The sequence below is a fragment of the Cytobacillus oceanisediminis genome (assembly GCF_004366035.1).
Classification (GTDB): domain Bacteria; phylum Bacillota; class Bacilli; order Bacillales; family Cytobacillaceae; genus Cytobacillus; species Cytobacillus oceanisediminis_C.
Genome location: NZ_SOEE01000003.1, coordinates 238,299 through 258,522 on the forward strand (window position 1 = coordinate 238,299; position 20,224 = coordinate 258,522).

20 protein-coding genes and 1 riboswitch are annotated in these 20,224 nt (G+C 40.8%); of the genes, 18 read left to right on the top strand and 2 right to left on the bottom strand.

Annotated features, from left to right (window positions below; all coding sequences use genetic code 11):
- Positions 1 to 6 precede the first annotated feature (6 nt).
- The 6 genes from DFO72_RS09420 to DFO72_RS09445 all read left to right on the top strand — a co-directional run bounded on the left by DFO72_RS09420 (position 7) and on the right by DFO72_RS09445 (position 6,037).
- Positions 7 to 1,377, top strand: a complete 1,371-nt coding sequence (locus tag DFO72_RS09420) for a TrkH family potassium uptake protein (protein WP_113881450.1) — start codon at positions 7 to 9, stop codon at positions 1,375 to 1,377.
- A gap of 85 nt (positions 1,378 to 1,462) precedes the next feature.
- Positions 1,463 to 1,897, top strand: coding sequence for a MarR family winged helix-turn-helix transcriptional regulator (locus DFO72_RS09425; RefSeq protein ID WP_113881451.1), 435 nt, complete (start codon positions 1,463 to 1,465; stop codon positions 1,895 to 1,897).
- A 373-nt stretch (positions 1,898 to 2,270) separates the two neighbouring features.
- On the top strand, positions 2,271 to 3,164 hold the full coding sequence (locus DFO72_RS09430) for a 2OG-Fe(II) oxygenase (RefSeq protein WP_113881452.1): 894 nt from the start codon (positions 2,271 to 2,273) through the stop codon (positions 3,162 to 3,164).
- The gene (locus DFO72_RS09435; RefSeq protein ID WP_113881453.1) at positions 3,161 to 3,430 is read left to right on the top strand and encodes a DUF1450 domain-containing protein; all 270 of its coding nucleotides are present in this window, start codon (positions 3,161 to 3,163) and stop codon (positions 3,428 to 3,430) included. The genes DFO72_RS09430 and DFO72_RS09435 overlap by 4 nt, the downstream gene beginning before the upstream one ends.
- 119 nt (positions 3,431 to 3,549) lie before the next feature.
- Complete coding sequence (locus tag DFO72_RS09440) at positions 3,550 to 3,918, top strand: ArsR/SmtB family transcription factor (RefSeq protein ID WP_061793441.1); 369 nt, start codon at positions 3,550 to 3,552, stop codon at positions 3,916 to 3,918.
- A complete protein-coding gene (locus DFO72_RS09445) occupies positions 3,911 to 6,037 on the top strand; it encodes a heavy metal translocating P-type ATPase (protein ID WP_113881454.1) in 2,127 nt (708 codons plus the stop codon). The genes DFO72_RS09440 and DFO72_RS09445 overlap by 8 nt, the downstream gene beginning before the upstream one ends.
- Positions 6,038 to 6,129: 92 nt before the next feature.
- Here DFO72_RS09445 and DFO72_RS09450 read toward each other — a convergent pair whose 3' ends face one another.
- On the bottom strand, positions 6,130 to 8,310 hold the full coding sequence (locus tag DFO72_RS09450) for an FUSC family protein (RefSeq protein WP_243856110.1): 2,181 nt from the start codon (positions 8,308 to 8,310) through the stop codon (positions 6,130 to 6,132).
- 142 nt (positions 8,311 to 8,452) lie between these two features.
- On the opposite strand from DFO72_RS09450, the gene DFO72_RS09455 reads away from it, so the two are divergent.
- The 12 genes from DFO72_RS09455 to clpP all read left to right on the top strand — a co-directional run bounded on the left by DFO72_RS09455 (position 8,453) and on the right by clpP (position 19,300).
- Positions 8,453 to 8,791, top strand: a complete 339-nt coding sequence (locus tag DFO72_RS09455; RefSeq protein WP_113881456.1) for a YolD-like family protein — start codon at positions 8,453 to 8,455, stop codon at positions 8,789 to 8,791.
- Between the two features lie 105 nt (positions 8,792 to 8,896).
- Positions 8,897 to 9,388 carry a tetratricopeptide repeat protein gene (locus tag DFO72_RS09460; RefSeq protein ID WP_113881457.1) on the top strand — a complete coding sequence of 164 codons (492 nt, stop codon included), beginning with the start codon at positions 8,897 to 8,899 and terminating at the stop codon, positions 9,386 to 9,388.
- Positions 9,389 to 9,454: 66 nt separating this feature from the next.
- A complete protein-coding gene (locus DFO72_RS29420; RefSeq protein ID WP_166672454.1) occupies positions 9,455 to 9,631 on the top strand; it encodes a hypothetical protein in 177 nt (58 codons plus the stop codon).
- A 141-nt stretch (positions 9,632 to 9,772) separates the two neighbouring features.
- On the top strand, positions 9,773 to 10,531 hold the full coding sequence (locus tag DFO72_RS09465) for a GNAT family N-acetyltransferase (protein ID WP_113881458.1): 759 nt from the start codon (positions 9,773 to 9,775) through the stop codon (positions 10,529 to 10,531).
- Between the two features lie 195 nt (positions 10,532 to 10,726).
- On the top strand, positions 10,727 to 11,350 hold the full coding sequence (locus tag DFO72_RS09470) for a YhbD family protein (RefSeq protein ID WP_113881459.1): 624 nt from the start codon (positions 10,727 to 10,729) through the stop codon (positions 11,348 to 11,350).
- 19 nt (positions 11,351 to 11,369) lie between these two features.
- Entirely contained in the window at positions 11,370 to 12,083 is a 714-nt protein-coding gene (locus tag DFO72_RS09475) for a polymer-forming cytoskeletal protein (RefSeq protein ID WP_113881699.1), read from the top strand.
- A 109-nt stretch (positions 12,084 to 12,192) separates the two neighbouring features.
- Complete coding sequence (locus tag DFO72_RS09480; RefSeq protein ID WP_243856111.1) at positions 12,193 to 13,674, top strand: spore germination protein; 1,482 nt, start codon at positions 12,193 to 12,195, stop codon at positions 13,672 to 13,674.
- 18 nt (positions 13,675 to 13,692) lie between these two features.
- Positions 13,693 to 14,862 carry a Ger(x)C family spore germination protein gene (locus DFO72_RS09485; protein ID WP_113881461.1) on the top strand — a complete coding sequence of 390 codons (1,170 nt, stop codon included), beginning with the start codon at positions 13,693 to 13,695 and terminating at the stop codon, positions 14,860 to 14,862.
- A 17-nt stretch (positions 14,863 to 14,879) separates the two neighbouring features.
- Positions 14,880 to 15,983 carry a GerAB/ArcD/ProY family transporter gene (locus tag DFO72_RS09490; protein ID WP_113881462.1) on the top strand — a complete coding sequence of 368 codons (1,104 nt, stop codon included), beginning with the start codon at positions 14,880 to 14,882 and terminating at the stop codon, positions 15,981 to 15,983.
- 495 nt (positions 15,984 to 16,478) lie between these two features.
- Positions 16,479 to 16,557: riboswitch (ZMP/ZTP riboswitch) on the top strand.
- Between the two features lie 67 nt (positions 16,558 to 16,624).
- A complete protein-coding gene (locus DFO72_RS09495) occupies positions 16,625 to 17,824 on the top strand; it encodes a phosphoglycerate dehydrogenase (protein WP_113881464.1) in 1,200 nt (399 codons plus the stop codon).
- A gap of 193 nt (positions 17,825 to 18,017) precedes the next feature.
- The gene (locus DFO72_RS09500; RefSeq protein ID WP_113881465.1) at positions 18,018 to 18,692 is read left to right on the top strand and encodes a sigma-70 family RNA polymerase sigma factor; all 675 of its coding nucleotides are present in this window, start codon (positions 18,018 to 18,020) and stop codon (positions 18,690 to 18,692) included.
- Positions 18,693 to 18,718: 26 nt separating this feature from the next.
- The gene (gene clpP / locus DFO72_RS09505; protein ID WP_071155714.1) at positions 18,719 to 19,300 is read left to right on the top strand and encodes an ATP-dependent Clp endopeptidase proteolytic subunit ClpP; all 582 of its coding nucleotides are present in this window, start codon (positions 18,719 to 18,721) and stop codon (positions 19,298 to 19,300) included.
- A gap of 44 nt (positions 19,301 to 19,344) precedes the next feature.
- Here the strand turns inward: clpP and DFO72_RS09510 are convergent, their stop codons facing one another.
- Complete coding sequence (locus DFO72_RS09510) at positions 19,345 to 20,004, bottom strand: GntR family transcriptional regulator (protein ID WP_009333678.1); 660 nt, start codon at positions 20,002 to 20,004, stop codon at positions 19,345 to 19,347.
- Positions 20,005 to 20,224: the final 220 nt, after the last annotated feature.

The following is a 20,224-nucleotide window of genomic DNA, read 5'->3' on the forward strand; positions in this document are numbered from 1 at the left end:
TGGACCATGTACAAAGAAACCAGAAGGAAAAGAAGAATTGAGCGGCCCAGCACATGGATCAGGATGAATCCTGCACAGGCTTTGTCTATTGGCTTTTTAATTCTTATAGCAATTGGCACCCTGCTGCTTATGCTCCCTTTTTCAACTAGTGACAGGCATCATTTATCGTTTATTGATGCCATATTTGAAGCAACTTCTGCTGTATGTGTGACAGGTTTAGTCGTCGTCGATACACAAACAACATTTACTGTTTTTGGCCAGGTGGTTCTTATGGCTCTTATACAAATAGGCGGACTTGGTTTTATGACATTTGGAGTTCTCATTGCCATTATGCTTGGGAAAAATATTGGCTTAAAGGGAAGGCTGATGATACAGGAATCATTAAATCAGCTTACAATTGAAGGGATGGTACGTCTCGTAAAATTCGTAGTGGCTTTTACTCTGATTGTTGAAGCAATTGGTGCCATAATTTTGGCTGTTCGGTGGGCTGAAGATTTTGGATTTCCGAAATCTTTATATTATGGGGCTTTTCATTCGGTTTCAGCTTTTAATAATGCCGGGTTTGATATTATGGGCGACTTTAGCAGTGTTACCGGTTATGCAGGGGACTTTCCTGTCATTTTGACGTTAAGCTCGCTGTTTATCATCGGAGGAATTGGCTATATCGTGCTGCTTGATTTAAAAGTCAATAAAAGCTTGCGGAAACTTTCTCTTCATACGAAATTGGTTTTGCTGATGACACTGATTCTAAATATATTAGGCACAGTTTTCATATTTCTTTTAGAATTCAATAATCCCGCGACAATTGGTGAATTGGGAATGAAGGAAAAACTTTTAGGATCTTATTTTCATGGAGTCGTTCCAAGAACAGCTGGCTTTAATTCGCTTAACACAGGTGAGCTGACAATGGGCTCTCAGCTTATTACCATGCTTCTAATGTTTATTGGCGGAGGATCAGGCGGAACGGCAGGAGGCATTAAAGTAACAACCTTTGCTTTAATCCTGCTTGCTGTCAGAGCCCTCATCAAAGAAGATGAAGAAGTTAATCTGATGGGCAGAAGAATCCCGAAGGAATTAATTTTTCGGGCTTTTACGATTACAGTATATTCTATGGGATTAATAGCTTTGGTTCTATTTCTTCTTTCTTTGACAGAAAATGCACCGCTGAATATGCTTTTATTTGAAGTTATTTCTGCTTTCGGCACTGTGGGGATGTCTCTTGGATTAACTCCGGAACTGAGTCCATTAGGAAAACAATTAATTGCATTCATGATGTTTGCAGGCAGGGTGGGTCCTTTAACTCTTGCATTCGCACTTGCCAGAAAAAGAGAAAAAGCTAATTTTAAATATGCTGAAGAGAAAATCATGATTGGATAAGTAAAGGAAAGTTATCTGGTGTATATGACAGAATTATTTAATTTCAATAAAATTTTCCACCAATAAAGAGGATAGGGGATATTAAATGAAAACCAGATTTAATGACTATATAAGCATTAAGATCCATCAAATAGACCTTACCTTAACAAGCTATATTAAGGATAAATTAGCCCACTTAAATATTGCCCCGGAGCAGAACCTGATTCTTATGCTTCTCTGGGAAGAAGACGGATTAAGCCAAAACGAAATCGCCAGGCGGCTGGACAAAGATAAATCCAACATTACCAGAATGCTGAGCAGTCTTGAAAAGAAAGGGTTTATCAAAAAAAGCATGAATAAAGAGGACAGCCGATCTCTGAATGTCTATCTAACGGAAAATGGCAAAAATCTCAGTGAGCATGTATATCCCATCACAGAGGAGTTTCACTCGATCGTCACGTCGGGCATAGCGAAAGAAGAGCTGAGAATTGTTGAAGATGTTTTAACGAAAATGAGAAGAAATGTCGAGGGTAATAAGTAAAATGGCCGGTGCAGGATAGAGTGGGATGCTCTATCCTGTTTTTTTGTGAAGGTCATAAGGCCGAAAAGTCGTAGAGTGAGAAGAAAATGGTTGTCATGAATGCATTATGAAGCTGAAAAATCGAGGAGTGAGAAGAAGATGGTCGTCATGAATGCTTCATGAAGCCGAAATGAGAGCAGCGCTGAGAAAACAGTCCTCATGAATCTATAAGAATTTATAACGGCACTCTAAAGAGAATCAGTTTATATAAAATTAGAACTATCAGAATTACCAGGTAAATCGATTCAGTTCCTTCTTTAATAATAGTATAATAAAATACATATATTTCTATATCTGGCCAACGGGTGTTTTCAGTGAGTCATACAGGGGGACGATGATGACGAAGATTATGCAGATATCAGATGAACTGAAGGATTGGATTGTGGGTGCGCTAAAAAGTAATGTGAGTCCGATTGCACTTGCAAACGCTTTGATTAAGAAGGGTTTTGATAACCGGTTTGCATATGAGACTTTATATAAAATTGCTGGAAATGAAGCAATTAAGACGACAGAAGGCCAGCAGATTCGATATAATTATGAAGTCCCCGAAATAGGCAGGAAGGGGAATATCCTGTTTACCAGTGACAAGGACGTAAGAGTGCTTTCCAGAAATGAAAAGCCATTTGTACTCCATTTGGATCAGGTGCTCAGCTCAGAAGAATGTGATGAGCTTATCAGTCTTTCAAGGAGCCGACTGCAGCCATCCCTGGTGGTGGATATGGGTTCTGGGGAAGAACGGGAGGGTTCAGGAAGGACAAGCAAGAGCATGGCTTTCCGACTTAAAGAAAATGAACTGGTCGAAAGAATCGAAACGAGGATCGCTGAATTGACAGGTTATCCGGCAGAAAATGGCGAAGGCCTTCAGATCTTAAACTATGGATTGGGTGAAGAATATAAGCCTCACTTTGATTTCTTTCCTCCCCACATGGCGGATGCCAGCAAAGGCGGACAGCGGGTTGGCACATTCCTCATCTATTTGAATGATGTGGCTGATGGCGGTGAAACGGTCTTTTCTAAAGCTGGACTTTCATTTGTTCCCAAAAAGGGTGCGGCCATTTACTTCCATTATGCCAATGAACAGGGGCAGCTGGACCGATTGTCAGTCCATAGCAGTGTGCCTGTAAGAAAGGGAGAAAAATGGGCGGCTACCAAATGGATTAGGGAAAGCAATATATATACTGCCACCAGAGTTTTTAAAGAAAAATCAAAAGGAAGTTTGATCAGGTGAAACTCATCAACAAACTATTCTCAAAGCAAAAAACGGCTTCGATTGAATTTTGTCAGCGGAATCTGGATGAATTTTTAAAAGAAGAGAGTTTTGCTGCATTTAATCAATTTCTGAGCCAGAAGAATATTAACTATAAAGAATACGAATGCCAGAGCAGATGCAAAGAATGCAGGCAATCACCTTATGCCATGGTAGACGGTAAGATGATTGCAGCGGAGAATTCGGATGAATTATTGATAAAATTGAAAGAAGAAGTAAAGAAATAAAAGGAATCGGAGCAATCCGATTCCTTTTTTCATACAATATTCAAATAAATGTTTGAATAAGTTTTCAGACGAGGTATAATATATTCAAATAAAAGTTTGAATAATGAGGTGAGATCATGGTGGGCTCTAAAGATACATGCGATATTTACTGTTTTGATGAAGAAAAAGTGAACCGCATTCAAGGGGAACTGGTGAAGGAAGATCTTTCAGGTGCTGCCCAATTATTTAAGGCTCTTGCTGATGAGAACCGGGCAAAGATTTCTTATGCACTATGCAGGGATGAAGAGCTGTGTGTCTGTGATATTGCCAATATCATTGGTGCAACAGTTGCAACGGCATCCCATCATTTGCGGACTCTGCATAAGCAGGGAATTGTTAAGTTTCGGAAAGAAGGCAAATTGGCTTTTTATTCATTGGATGATGATCACATCAGGCAATTAATGATGATTGCGCTTGAACACGGAAATGAGGTGAAAGCCAATGTCTGAACAAGCAGGAATTGCGGAGAAGGAGACGGTAACCTACCGTGTTCAGGGCTTTTCCTGAGCAGGCTGCGCCAAGACGTTCGAAGAGAACGTGAAACGCCTGGATGGCGTTTTAGATGCAAATGTGAATTTTGGAGCTTCCAAAATAACCGTTACAGGGAAAGCTTCTATGGAAGCGGTCGAAAAAGCCGGTGCCTTCGAAAATCTGAAGCTGCGTGCCGAGAATGAAAAAGCGGTGGAGCGGGAGCCATTCTGGAAACAGAAAGCTAATCTTAAAGTTTATATTTCAGCAATTATTCTTGTCGTCAGCTGGTTTTTAAGCGAACCGTATGGACAGGATCATTTATACCCAATCGCAGGGTATGCAGCAGCCATCATCATAGGCGGTAATACTTTATTCCTGAAAGGCTTCAAAAACCTTGCTAAATTGAACTTTGATATGAGCACCCTGATGACAATCGCCATTATTGGAGCCGCAATCATTGGCGAATGGGGAGAAGGAGCGATGGTTGTCATCCTCTTTGCCATCAGTGAAGCACTTGAGCGCTTTTCAATGGAAAAAGCACGCCAGTCCATTGAATCCCTGATGGATATAGCTCCTAATGAAGCATTGGTCAGACGGGGACATGAAGAAATGCTCATTCATGTAGATGATATTCAAATTGGTGACGTTATGATTGTTAAGCCAGGTGAGAAATTGGCCATGGATGGAGTGGTCTTAAAGGGGACCTCATCCCTGAACCAGGCAGCCATTACAGGAGAAAGTGTGCCTGCAGTAAAGACTGCAGGTGATGAGGTTTTTGCAGGAACACTGAATGAAGAAGGGCTGCTTGAAGTAAAAGTAACGAAGCGTGCTGAAGATACAACTATTGCCAAAATCATTCATTTAGTGGAAGAAGCACAGGCGGAAAAAGCTCCTTCACAGCAGTTTGTCGATAGGTTTGCCAAATATTACACGCCTGCCATCATTGTTTTAGCCTTTTTAATTGCGGTTGTTCCTCCTCTGTTTGGCGGGGAATGGAGTGAGTGGATTTACCAGGGTCTTGCTGCACTGGTTGTCGGCTGTCCATGTGCACTCGTTGTTTCTACGCCAGTAGCGGTCGTAACAGCGATCGGAAATGCGGCAAGAAACGGTGTGTTAATTAAAGGCGGCATCCACCTGGAGGAAACAGGGGCACTTAAAGCGGTTGCATTTGATAAAACAGGCACATTAACAAAGGGGGTGCCTGCGGTTACAGACCTTATCACCATTAGCGGTGAAGAAAAACACCTCCTCCAAATCACGGCAGCCATTGAAAAGGGGTCACAGCATCCCCTTGCTTCAGCAATCATGAAAAAAGCAGAAGAGATGGGCTCTGATTTTAATGGGCTGAATGCGGAGGAATTCACCTCTATTACCGGCAAGGGAGTAAAAGCTGCAGTGAATGGTGTCCTCTATTATGCTGGCAGCCCCAATCTTTTTGAAGAGCTCCATAGCGGCATGGACAGCTTTATTCAGAAGCAAATATCAGATTTGCAGACCCAGGGTAAAACCGTCATGATTCTGGGCACAGAAAGCGAAATTCTGCTTTTAATAGCTGTTGCAGATGAAATGCGGGACCATTCGAAAACTGTGATCAGCAAATTAAATGAAATGGGAATAAAAACGGTCATGCTGACAGGTGACAATAAAAGAACTGCTTTGGAAATCGGAAAGCAAGCTGGTGTTTCAGAGATTAAAGCTGATTTGCTGCCTCAGGATAAACTGGCTTTTATTAAAGAACTGCGTGCCAGCCATCAAAGTGTGGCAATGGTAGGGGATGGTGTCAACGATGCGCCTGCCCTTGCTGCGGCTGCGGTTGGTGTTGCCATGGGCGGAGTGGGAACTGATACAGCACTCGAAACAGCAGATATTGCGTTAATGTCAGATGATTTGAGAAAACTGCCTTATACCATTAAGCTCAGCCAAAAAGCGTTAGGGATCATTAAACAGAACATTACATTCTCACTTGGAATCAAGGCGCTGGCATTATTGCTGGTAGTTCCAGGATGGCTGACCTTATGGATTGCCATTTTTGCAGACATGGGAGCAACATTGCTGGTAACCTTGAATAGTTTACGGCTGCTCAAAATAAAAAAATGAACATAGTCAGAGTGATGCATTAAGTGCATCGCTCTTTTTTTGAAATACGTACTGAAAGAGCATCTCACCATTCATATAAAAAAGAAGGAGCATTATTGCTCCTTCCCTGCACCAAGATCTTCTGCCAACTCCATAATTGCTTTGTTAATTCTCCAGACGAAATAAAGGTGATGAATTAAATCACGCTGGGATTGCTGCCTTGCAGGTGCCAATCGTTCAATTTGTTCCCTTTCATTTTCAAGACTATAGACAAGCATTCCGTCTCCGCTGTCTTTAATCAGATCCATTAATGTCTCAATATTTAATTCAAGCTTTTCTTCAATCCTTATAAAAACATCGACAAGCTCATCGGGATAGTCGAATCCCTTTCGGTAGGAGGAAGCCACAAGGTGTCTTGCATAGTAATTGATGGCTGAGAATAGTGTAATCCATCTGTTAACGTCGGCATGGCGCGGGGATCCGGGTTTTTTTATCAGGGATTGCGCTTCAACGTTTATAGTTTTAAGTTTTTGATCCAATAAGAACCCTTTGCCTGAAAGCTCCTTAACGTTCACATCTTCCCGGAAGCTTTTCACATACTCAGTGACATACGGCTTCAGTTCTTGTAAGTAGTCATTTAAGGTATCCGCCACTTTTTCCTTCGTTTTCTTTGGGAAAATAAATAAGGAAACTCCGAATGCAATGCCGGCTCCGGCAATAGTATCGATCACCCTTGCGCTGATAAGGGAAAATGAAATACCTCCCAGTAAAAGGTCATACATAAAAGCAACCAGCATCGTAATGAACATGCTCATTAACGTATAGGAGACCTCAAACAAATAAAAGGCGAAAAAAACAGCTGCAAAAATCAGTGTAATCTCAAGGAAAGAATGACCGCTGACCACTCTTGCAAGTGTAAATCCTATTACTGCTCCAATAATCGTTCCAACCGAACGCTGAAAACCTTTCGTATAAATGCGCCCAATCGACTCGGTTCCGAGCAAAACAATAAAAGCGGTTAAAAGGACCCAGTAAGGCTGGTCCGGCGAAAGGATCTCACCGGCAATGATTGAAATGATTGCAGCAGTCAATGCCTGAAAAGCCTTTTTGGTGGAAGGTTTGATGCCCTTATCTTCCTCAGATGGTTCATCTTCATTCTCGCAATCTGCTATCTCTTCGGATAATTTATTCTTATTGTCTTTCACTTTATGAAGTGCCTGCTGTATGGTTATGCCGCCCTCGATGACATGGTTCGCAATGGACTCGATCCGCCTGATCAAAAACAGCCATCCTGCAGGTTTGTCTTCCCGGCTGAACAAATCAATAATAAGCAGGCGAAGTGCCTGTACAGCAAGCTCTGCTTCACGAAGATTTTGTTCTTCATACTGTTGGGCAAGAACTTCAGCATCGCGAAGAGAACGGGTTACCCAAACCAGGAGTTTTCTCAGCTCATCAATTTCAAGGGCATTCGCTTTTTTTAAGCTTCGAATTGAGTCTGTCAGTGTTTCAATCAGCATACCTGCATCAAATATATATAACCTCAGCTGGGAAGAAGTCAGCCCAGGCCATAATTTATGAACATCTTCATCATTTACATATTCCGAAACCATGACAGCATACTCCCTGAGCTTCAGTACATTTCTCCGCAATTCCTCCCTCTGATGGGAAGTCATATTCTCATTCTGCATTCCCTCAATTAAGAGATTGAACGTAAAATTACTTTGGAAATGAAAGGAGCGAATACTTCTTTTCAGGTTTTTCGCGGTGTCCTGAAAAAGGATGAAATTGAACAGGAAAGCATACGCGATTCCAATCCAAATGCCGAAGTAAAAGGATGGAAGCTGACTGCCTGATAATTTTAAAATAGACGAAAAATAAAGTGTCATGAATGCAATCATGCATAGAGAAAAATACCGCACACCAAAGCGGGTCAAATAAAAGCTTAGGAAGATTAACAGAACCATGGCAATATCGACAAAGACCGTACTTTCAGCCAATAGTGAACCGATCGATACTCCTGCCATGGCTGAAAGTCCAAGTAAACCAGTTGTGAGCATCTTACCTTTTTTTGAGTCATCCATCACAATCATGATGCCAAGCATGCCTGCCATCCCGGACACGATCGCCGGAGTGAGAGCGGCATCAGCTCCAGCCAATTGCATGAAGAACAAAGTCGTAAAGACTGAAGCCATTAAACTTAAAGTGGCCCGTCCAGCTTTTTGAAATCGGATAAGCCCGGGATCGGATGCCAGCAAACGCCCGAGCCACCGGTGTTTTATAGGAAACTGCTTCATTGTTTCACCAATCTTTTCAGAGAGTTAAAGATTATTTTACCACTCGTACTTTTATTATCCAAATGAACCAGCTTGAGATTTTATGCTCTACAGGTTTAAAATAAGAACAAGTGTTCTATAATATAGGGTGGAGGGATTTGCTATGCCGCTAAAAGACAGAGGGAAAATAAAATGGCAGCCAGCCCACTTCATGCCGGAACACCGGGCGATGCTAAGAAAATTGGAAACTGAACAAATGGCTCAAAACAAGCCGCTTATTGATGAATATGAATTGGAGGATTATGAAAATAAAATTCACTATGCAATGGAATATGCCTTCTTTCTAAAAGTAAAAGTCTGGCGGGGAGGATTTTTCCACGAATACACAGGGAGGGTAAACAGGCTGGATGGCATCAGCAGAAAAATTTATCTGGAATTGGAAGATGGGTTTCTTGAGAAGGTCATGTTTGATGAAATCGCTTCGGTTGAAGTGAAAGAATAGTGCATCGAGACATAATTCAATTTTGCAGAAAAGTTAATGCTTTGCCATACCCATTATTTGCAATTTTTAGATATAATAGAAAGAAAGCTGTAATCGGAGGTACATATGAGCACGGATTTAGAAAAAGCGATTGTGCTTCGCAATCTCGGAAAATACAAAGATTCCAGCCTTCTGCTTGTAAAATTGGCTGAAGAGTATCCTGTAAACCCAGTCATTCACTATCAGTGCGCTTGGAGTTTTGACGTTCTAGGGGAGGAATCAAAAGCGGTTTCTCATTATGAAAAAGCGATCGAGCTTGGGCTGCCTGAATCTGACCTGCCAGGTGCCATTTTGGGTCTTGGGAGCACATACCGGACACTTGGTGAATATGAAAAGTCAAAGATGGTGTTCGAGAAAGGAATCTCCCAGTTTCCGGCTAATCGTGCAATCCAGGTGTTCTATTCCATGACACTCCATAATTTAGGCAAGCACAGCGAGGCAATGGAAATGCTCCTAAGGTGTGTGGCCGAAACTTCTGATGACCCGGAAGTTATGCAATATAAAAAAGCAATTACCTTTTATGCAGACAAACTTGATGAAATATTTGATAAGGATTAGAAAAAGGATATCTCAAAATACATGATATGCCTGCCCAGCATCTTTTAGTTATAAGCGGTAATTTTAATGAATGCATGGTTAATTGAAATAATAGATGATCTTAAATGGTCAAACGGCGGCCATATCCTTTATCAATTCATTAATGCAGTCTCTTATATATCTGCATGTGCCAAAAGCGGAGGACAAGTTTTATTTTGGAAGATGATCGTAATTTCCTCCAGTTTGATAAGGGGAGGAATATGACCTGATTTCCTGTGTGCTTATGATAACAACAGTACTCTTGGAATTAAAGAATACTTTAATGCGCTGCCATGATGTGCTTATTACAGATAAAAAATATAAATTTTTGCAAAACTAAAGTGTTTGCTATTTTAGGAGAAGCCGATGGAAAAAATCACTTTTAATACTATCCATAAACCGGGACACACAATACTGGAAAATGACCTTTTTATTCACAATCATAACCCTGACATGCTCCTTCAGTATGACAGCAGCTTTATTGCTTTTAAAAGAATGCCTTCTGTTCAGGAGTTTGAGAAGGCTCATCAATATTTAAGAAATTTTCATCAATATTATGGCCAAAAGCATGTAAGATTTTATTTTCCTGATGACGAGGAGCTTTCCGGAGAACTTTTGGCCATCCTTGAGAAGGATGATGATTATACGGTTGGTTATTTAGAGTTATTTGCGATTCATCCAGCTGATTTTCCTGATGTTCAGGAAAAGGAAGAAATTATAGTAGAATATGTTACGGATGAAACCTGGAATGATTATTTGGAATTTCAGCATGAGCAGGATTCGGTTTACGGGATTAATTATGCCGAGAAAAAGAAAGATCAGCATTTAAGGAATTATAATGATGAAAGGATTATGCAGTTCATTGCATTTTATAAAGGGAAAGCTGCCGGGTCGGTAGATGTTATTATAAAGGAATACACAGCTGAAATTGATGGATTGATGGTCCATGAGGATTTTCAGAAAAAGGGCATCGGCAGGAGCCTGCAGAAAGCGGTGATGGATCAGTTTAAGGATAAAACCATCATCCTTGTTGCAGATGGAGATGATACTCCAAAGGAAATGTACCGCAGGCAAAATTATCAGTATCTTGGAAAGCAATATAACCTTTTAAAAATATACGAATGAAGAGAAGCCTGGTTCTAGAGAGCCAGGTCTTTTTGTTTGAATAGAACACTGTTTCGTTGATAGAGTGCATCTTAATTAATTTCATAGTCCAAAACCGGGATGTTGTCGAAAAGTCTCGGAAAAAAATGAATAATACATTATTCTTAACGTAACAGTGTTATGTTACAATGATACCATCAGAAAGGGGTCCTGGAATTGAGCGATGAATTAATCTCAAAAAAAGAAGTCCTTGATTTAACGGGTATTTCTTATGGGCAGCTTTATCGGTGGAAAAGGAAAAGCCTGATACCGGAGGATTGGTTTGTCAGAAAATCAACTTTTACAGGGCAGGAGACATTTTTCCCAAAAGAGAAAATTCTTGAGCGGGTCGATAAAATACAAAAGATGAAGGATAGCCTATCGCTGGATGAGCTGGCAGATTTGTTTTCCTTGAATTCTTCAAATCTGAAGCTGACAAAGGAAAGCCTGATTACAAAAGGAATAGCTTCTGAACCAGTTATGAATATCTTTTTCGAGACACAGGGGGAATTTAACGAATTTAATTACCATGAGACTTTGAAGCTCTATATCCTTTCCATCCTGCTTGAATCGGGAAATATCCATATCGAGGAAGGGAAAATGCTCCTGCAGTTATTGAACGATCATCAAAGCATCCTGCAGCAGCCAAAAGCTGTTATCTGCTTTATTCGCAAACTTGGAATGTCCAGCTGCCTGATTTCGATTAATGGAGAACAGGTCCTGCTTGAAAAAGGAACAAAAGTGGCTGCCACTTTATCGATAGAGCATTGTACAGAGGAATTAAAATCCAAATTGGTATAGGGGGAATTTTGCTGTGAATATGAAAACACTAGGGAACTTAATAATTAATGGGGTTGGATCGTCTAATGGAGGTTCATTTGAAAAGGTTGAATTAAATGGGAAGGGAACGGTAAACAGTGATATTGAATGCGAGAGATTCCATTGCAACGGTACGGGCACTATCCATGGAAACGTAAAAACTGAAAAGGGAAAGATTAGTGGTGCAGCAAAGATCCATGGAGCTGTTAAAGCTGAATCCCTTGTTATCAATGGCTCTGCCGTTATTTCTGAAGCTGTCAGCTGTCAAAAGCTTGAGGTCGCTGGAAGAACTTCTATCGGAAGCTCTGTAAAATGCGATGTAATTGCTGTGAATGGGAAAGTAACAATTGAAGGGGACTGTGAAGCTGAGGTCTTCCGTGCTGAAGGGACATTTTCAGTAGATGGTTTACTGAACGCAGAAACGATTGATATTAAGCTTTTTGGAGACAGCAAAGCGAAAGAGATCGGCGGCAGAAAAATTAAAGTGACACAGCATAGAGAGACCCTATTTAAATTAATCAAATCCATCTTTCCCTTGAAGCTGGAGGCGGATTTAATTGAAGGGGATGACATCGAACTCGAAGGCACAGCAGCTCTTGTCGTAAGAGGGAGAAATGTAAAAATCGGCAAAAATTGCAAGATCGGACTTGTGGAATACTCAGGAGACTATGAATGTGCACCAGATTCAGAAGTAAAAGAATACCGATTAATTTAAGAGTGTAAGCCTAACCAGAATGGTTAGGTTTTTTTTATATCATGGGCAATAATCCAAATTGTACCGGGCACACTAAAAAACAATATCATCTTTCAAAAGGAGATTAACTGTGTTCAGGAAACATCATAGCCATCATAAAAGGGTCAGCAAGAGTGTTCATTTCAATATTCAATACTTAAAAGAGCAGCTTGGCGACAGCTCAGATCTATCTGTTCGGAATTTAACAATAGCTGAGCTTGGACATGCAGCCATCATACATATTCAGGGGATTGTCGACGAGCAGAGCTTGCATGACAATGTTCTGAGTCCAATCCTGGCCTTTATTCATGAAAAGAGAAATGTCCATTCGGGGAAATTGCCAGAAGAAATAACTCAAATTATTTCAGTGCCTAAGATTAAACTACTGAATGATTGGCCGGAAGTAGTCGACAATCTGCTTGGCGGCGACACAGTAATTTTGATTGAGGGGCACCCAGAAGCAATTATTGCGGGAACGAAAAAAATTCAATCAAGGTCCATTACAGAACCTACCACACAAACCGTGATTAAAGGACCAAAGGATGGCTTTACAGAGAATTTAAGTACGAATATTTCGCTCATCCGTTCCAGAATTCAAAACAATAAATTAAGAATTGAACAAACAAAAGCAGGGACAGTGACCAAAACCAATATTGGCATCTTATATATGGAAGGAATAGCGGATAAAGACATCGTCAGGGAAGTGAAGCTGAGAGTCAGTAAAATCGACATAGACAGTATCCTCGATACCAATTATGTGGAAGAAGCTATAAAGGACAACAGAAAAACTATATTTCCCCTCTTCCAAAGTTCAGAGAGGCCAGATGTGGTGTCCGCTAACCTTTTAGAAGGCAAAATAGCGATTATTATACAGGGAACACCATTTGCCTTAATTCTGCCGGCACTTTTAATACAATTTTTTCAATCTCCAGAAGATTATTATGCTAACTATTTGGTGAGTTCATTTTTAAGAATCATTCGGATTGGCTCTTTTTACGTAAACATGTATGCTTCGGCCATTTACCTGGCGCTAATTACACATCATCATGGTTTAATCCCTACAACTCTAATGGTGACACTTATGGCACAAAGAGAACAGGTTCCTTTTCCAGCTATTGTGGAATTGCTGCTGATGGAACTTGCCTTCGAGGTTTTACGGGAAGCCGGAATACGAATGCCTAGGGCAATTGGTCCAGCTGTTTCCATTGTAGGAGCCCTTATTTTAGGCCAGGCGGCAGTCGAAGCTGGCTTTGTTTCAGCTGCAATAGTGATCATCGTGGCTACGACTGCCATCAGCAGCTTCACATTGCCAAACCCCAATATTGTGAATGCAGCACGCGGATTGCGTTTTATCTTTATTTTTGCAGCTGCTTTTATTGGATTCTATGGAATTATCTTAGTTTCCCTATGCATTATTCTGCACCTTTGCAGTCTTAAGTCAGTAGGAGTCCCATATTTTGCGCCATTCTCACCGGTAAGGTTCAGTGATTTAAAAGACAGTTTAATCCGAATGGGGTCCCCTTCATTATTAAAACGCCCAACTGGGACCAACCGTTCCAACAAAGTCAATTAAAAGAGCAGGGATGAACAAATGAGAAAAGCCATTTCGGTACTGTTGATTATAGGATTACTATCTGGCTGTTCCAATTACAGGGAGTTAAATGAGGTTGGTTTAATTATCGCTATTGGCATTGACCTTCCAGAGGAAAGGGAATCAGGCTATCGGGTCACATATCAAGTTATAAATCCGAGCTACTTCTCCCAAAATGGTTCTGGCAGTCTTCCTGTTATTAATTATACTGTGGAGGCAGAAACGTTTATTGAAGCATATCGCATGGCGTCTGTCATCATTCCAAGGGAGAACAGGGTAACTCACCTCTCCCTGATTATCATAGGAGAGGCTCTTGCGAGAGCTGGGATGGGACTCATATTTGATGTGTTTGAAAGAGGAGAGTCACGTTCCACATTTCCTGTCTTTATAGCAAGAGATTCTACTGCTGAAGAAGTTCTTGGAGTAGTGGAGCCTCTCGAATCCAACCCAACAAAAAGCATTATAAGCACCAGCGAAAATAACCAAAAAATGTACGCCATTTCAGAAGCAATCCCCATTTACAGGGCAATTTCCCTTTTATCGGGCGAAGGCCAAAACCTTATGCTATCAGGCGTGAAATTAAGCCAGCCCTTAAAGTCCGAAAATCAAACAGCCAATCTGCAGAATATAAAGCCTTCCGTTGTTGAGGTAAGCGGTTTGGCGATGTTTAAAAAAGATCAATTGGCAGGCTGGTTTGATGGGAAATTCGCAAGGACAGCCCATTTAATCACATCTGCCGTGGAAAGCACTTCATTCCCGCTGGCTTGTAAAGGAAATAAGAATATTACGATTACAACACAGGGTATAAAGAGTGACATTAAGACAGAGTTAAAACCGGAACCGGCTTTAATTGTCAACGCAAAGATAAGGGGCAATGTTACTGAATTAGAATGTTATTTGGAAATCAGTAATAATGAAGAAATGATAAAGCTTGAAAAGAAGTTTGAAAAGGAGGCAGAAAACCAAATTAGGGAAACGATTACCAAGGCACAGGAACTGGAAGCAGATGTATTTGGTTTTGGTAAAGAGCTATCAAAAGATGATCCAGAGTATTGGAAAAGACACGAAAAAGAATGGAATACTCTTTTCAGCAATGCGGAAATAGACGTAAATGTAGAGGCTAATATATCGAACTCAGGAATGCTGACAGATCCATTTAAACTACAATAATTTGGATGTGAAGAATTATGCCAAAAGAGAAGATCGATGGAATTCAATTATTCTGCCTTATGGTCCTTTTTATGTTTGGCACTGCTATTTTTTTGGATCTCGGCAGCGGCGCAAAGCAGGATGCATGGATTGTTACCATTCTTTCGCCGATTACAGGACTTTTATTATTTGCAGTCTATTACCGTCTTTATAAACAGTATCCGTCGTTGCCATTAACAGAATATGTGAAGAAAATTTTAGGGAAATACCTGGGAAGCATTATTAGCTATTTGTACATCATTTATTTCATTTATATAGCCTCAAGAGTTTTGCGTGATATTGAAGAATTGCTGATCAGTTCTCCTTATGCAAAAACGTCAATTATAACACTGGGTATTTGTATGGTATTTGCTCTGATATACGCAGTGAATTTAGGGCTTGAAGTATTTGCGAGGGCAGGGGTTATATGCTTTGCGATTATCTCAGTTACTTTATTCCTAATCATTATCTTCTATGTGATCAGTGATTTGATTCACGCAGAAAATTTAAGACCTGTCCTTGCAAATGGGTGGAAGCCTATAATCAAAGAGATTTTTCCAGTTAATATGACAGTTCCATATGGCGAACTGGTCCTATTTTCTATGATCTTTCCTTTAATAAAACGGGAAACAAAAATTATGAAGACTGGAAGTATGGCAATTGGGTTTGTTGGCCTTTACTTAACCATTAACACCATTGTATTAATTTGTATTCTTGGTGCAGACCTTCTTGACCGGTCTGCTTTCCCGGCATTGGCTGCTGTAGGCTATATTCAAATTGCTGGTTTTATTCAGCGACTTGATCCACTAATCATATTATTGATTGTCTTTCTTGGATTTATTAAAGTAGGAGTATTCTTCTATAGTGCGGTAATCGGAATGAATAACCTTTTTAAGCTAAAGCCGAATGCTTTTACATCCTATTCTGTCGGGGGAATAATATGTCTTTCTTCCATAATCATTGCACCAAGCTACCAAAGCCATCTGGATGAAGGGCTAAAAATCGTACCGTACACTTTACATATTGCTTTCCAGTTAGTCATTCCTATCCTATTGTTTATAGTGGCTGTAATCCGTCTTAAATGGAAAGAGCATAAAATTTAGCAGCAACTATTTTATCTTTCTAATATGCAGCCAGAATAAAAGGAATAAACCCAAAATAAAAGTAACTAAAAGAAAATAATCTTCCCCTTTTGCAGAAGCGATAACAATTTTTATGCTCTGCCAGGATTCGAATAATGAATGGCCTTGTATATGATCGAGAAATACGATCAGGCCTATTGTGCCGGCCAAGACTGATAAGAGAACGAATAAAGTACGCAATTGCTTCACCTGCAGGATTTAGGATACTTATTAGGGTTAACATGTTTTTTCATTTATATAACCCATTGGGAACGAAGGAAGCAATATCCGAAGAAATGAGATGAAATAGCGGTGATCAGTTGCTCAGTTCTTGTGGGAATATAAAGTATAAAACATTAAGCATAGTGTACAAAACAAGAAAAATATACTTTAGAAAATTAAAAAATATTTTATTAATGTAAGCGCTTTAAAGGGTTGAAGTTTTCAGAAGACTTTGATAAGATTTAAAAAACCGAAAAGGCTATGTGTAACTGGCGAGACGCGGATCACCGCGAGGGAGCACATAGTGTCGAAGCCGTTCGCCTGGGCAGAGGTAAGGGATTCTACCCTTGCCTCTTTCTGTTTTAAAATCTGACAAAGTTAGTTGAAAAGGGGAGAATCCAGTGAGTACCATGACTTTAGACAGAGTGAAGACGATTAAAACCTTGAATGCGATTGCGCCAAGCGGACTTGAGGTGTTTAACAAGGATCAATTTACAATCGATAATGAAAGCGGCAATCCGGATGCGATTGTCCTTCGGAGCTTTAATATGCATTCCATGGAATTGGGTGACCGATTAAAAGCAATTGCCCGTGCAGGGGCGGGTGTAAATAATATCCCGGTTGAGAAATGCACTGAGCAGGGAATTGTTGTTTTTAATACACCTGGTGCCAATGCGAATGCAGTAAAAGAAATGGTGCTTACTTCCTTAATGGCTTCATCCCGCAATCTCTTTGCCGGCATCTCCTGGACCAAAACGCTGAAAGATGAAGGAGACCAAATTCCAAAGCTTGTAGAAGCAGGGAAAAAGCAATTTGTCGGAAAAGAAATTAAGGGGAAAACTCTGGGTGTCATCGGGTTGGGGGCAATCGGGGCACTTGTGGCGAATGATGCACTTGAACTTGATATGGATGTCGTAGGCTTTGATCCATTCATATCGGTTGACACTGCCTGGAACTTGTCCCGCAATGTTCAGCGCGCCATGACCATTGAGCAGGTGTTTGCAGAATCCGACTACATCACTGTACATGTTCCTTTAACTGATGATACAAGGGAAATGTTCAATGAAGATACATTCAGCATGATGAAGAATGGTGTTCATATTCTGAATTTCTCACGCGGAGAGCTTGTGAATGAATCAGATATGGCTGCCGCCCTTGAAAGCGGAAAAGTGGGCAAATATATTTCAGACTTCCCAAATGAAAATATCCTGAAAATGAAAAACGCGGTAGCAATTCCGCACCTTGGGGCGTCAACAAAAGAATCTGAGGAAAACTGCGCTGTCATGGCAGCACGACAGGTGAAGCATTTCCTTGAAACAGGCAATGTCAAAAACTCAGTGAACTTTCCAAATGCTGCTCTTCCTTACACAGGCAAGCGGCGTGTCACTGCTTTTCATAAAAACATCCCAAATATGGTCGGCCAAATCACTCTTGCTATTTCAAGCTACCAGCTGAATATCGCGGACATGGTGAACCGCAGCCGCGGTGAATATGCGTATACCATGATTGATATCGATAATAAAGTCAATGGCGATGTGATTCCTGGACTGCTTGAACAGGTTAATCAAATTGAAGGCATTATCACGTCACGAATTATATAAAAATGCAGCCTCAATTCCGCAGGGATTGGGGCTATTTTTTGACTGCACGCAGGACTGAAATCAAAAAAGGTATATAACCAGTATAAAATCAGCTATCCTTAGAATAAACTGATAAAAAATATGAACCCCCGTATCTTTTTGTTCTCTTATTCCGTTATAGAAGCAGAGATGTATTAAAGGAGTGAACAGGTTTATGAAGCAAGGGAAAGTTCAGGCTAAATCAAGGGATTTCTTAAAGCAGAAGGAAAGCTGTATTGCAGATATCTATCCTTCACTGCAGCGTTATAGCCGGTTTCTTGCACAGAACCGCTGGGACGGGGACGATCTAGCCCATGAGGCAATCATCCGCGCATATAAAAGCTATTCGCCCGAGAAAGTTAATCAGGCTCTTTTGAAGAAGATTGTCTATAATTGCTGGATGGACACTCTTAGAAACAGAAAGCGGGAAAAGCTTCAAGAGGCGCCTGAACGGGAAATGAAGGAGTTCAGCCCTGATGGCGGAGAAGCAATCACCCATCTCCTTAATAGGCTGACATTAAAGCAGGCAGTTGTTTTTACGCTGAAGGAAGGGTTTCAATATCAAACAAAAGAGATTGCTGATATTCTTCGGACCACTGAATTTGCAGTGAAGTCCTCGCTGAACCGAGCACGGAAGCAGCTTCAGCAACCAGTAGAAGATGAGACTGAGGCTTCTTTTGCAAATGAGGAAGAAGAAAAGTTATTTCATCTGCTGCAGCAATCAGTGGCTGCGGAAGACCCGTCCATCCTGATAAAAACAATACCTTTCCTGCGATCCCTTGAAAGCCATGCCCAAAAGCCTGTACTGTCCGTTCCATCTTCTTCTAATACTCTCTGTATGGCGGCATAGATCCGCAATGAACAGGAGGGATACAGGTGACAGCAATACCATATGTCATTGAGCAGTCCAGCAAGGGAGAACGTTCCTATGATATTTACTCACGGCTGTTGAAAGACAGGATTATCATGATAGGAGAAGAGATTAATGATGTGGTTGCCAATAGTGTGATTGCCCAGCTGCTGTTTCTTGCAGCTGAATCTCCTGAAAAGGATATCTCCCTTTATATTAATAGTCCAGGCGGGTCGACAACCGCAGGGTTTGCCATCTTTGACACGATTCAATATATAAAGCCTGATGTGAGAACGATTTGTACGGGAATGGCCGCATCATTTGGTGCGATGCTTCTCCTTGCAGGAAAAAAAGGAAAACGCTACAGCCTTCCGAACAGCGAAATCATGATTCATCAGCCTCTTGGCGGAGCAAGAGGCCAGGCGACCGAAATCGAGATATCTGCAAAACGGATCATAAAACTTAGGGAGCATATTAATGGAATTATTGCAGAACGAACTGGTCAGCCTATAGAAAAAGTAGCGCGGGACACGGACCGCGATTATTTCATGACTGCCGAAGAAGCAAAGGAATACGGGATTATCGATGAAATTATCTATAAAAGCTAGAAAAAAAGAAAAAGCAGCCGATGGAGGCTGCTTTTTCCGTTTGATCATTTTTCCTCGGAGTAGTACTCGTCAATTGCCCGAAGCCAGTTGACGCGTGCAATGTGCCCGGCTTTTTCTCTGTCTTTTTGTTCAAAAGCTTTTAATATATCTTCATGTTCTTCTATAGAGCGTTCTTTCAAAATAATTGTTTTATTGTAGTAAAGCCGCATGACATGAGCCTGAAGCATGGAAGCTGTATTCGAGATATAAGGATTCTGAGCCAGATCAATAATAATATTATGAAACTTCTCATCCTGCTTCAAAGCTGTGAAGGTATCTCCCGCAATTAGAGCTTTAGCGAATTTATGATTAATATCCCTAAGTATATTAATCGTTTCCTGGCTGATAACAGGAGCAGCCAATTCTGCAGCCAGTGCCTGCAATACGCCTAATGGGGGCAGGATTTTACTAATATCTTCAGGATTAACTGAAGTGACCTGCGTTCCAACCCCGGGAAACATTTCGACGAACCCTTGAACATTCAGCAGCTGAAGAGCTTCCCTGATGGGGGTCCGGCTGACACCTAATGCTTTTGCAAGATCGGCATCATTCAATTTTTCTTTCGGCTGGAGTGTGCCGTCAATGATCCACTCCTGGATTTGGGAGAAGGCGCGATCCTTAGCTGACACACGGGTAGGTGATGAATAATTGGAGGGTATCGGCATAGCTGTAACCACCTTTTCATTTCATGCAATTCATCTGTGAAATTAAAGTTATTTCCAGTAGTTTATAAATTTAGTATATAGAAGTATCTTGAAAAATTCAATATATCGCATAATTCGACAAAAACTTTTGTGCGATATATTGCATAAGTATTTTGAATATGTTATCTTGAGTTATGCAATATATTACTAGTGTACGAAAATAATAATGTTACAGCGCTAT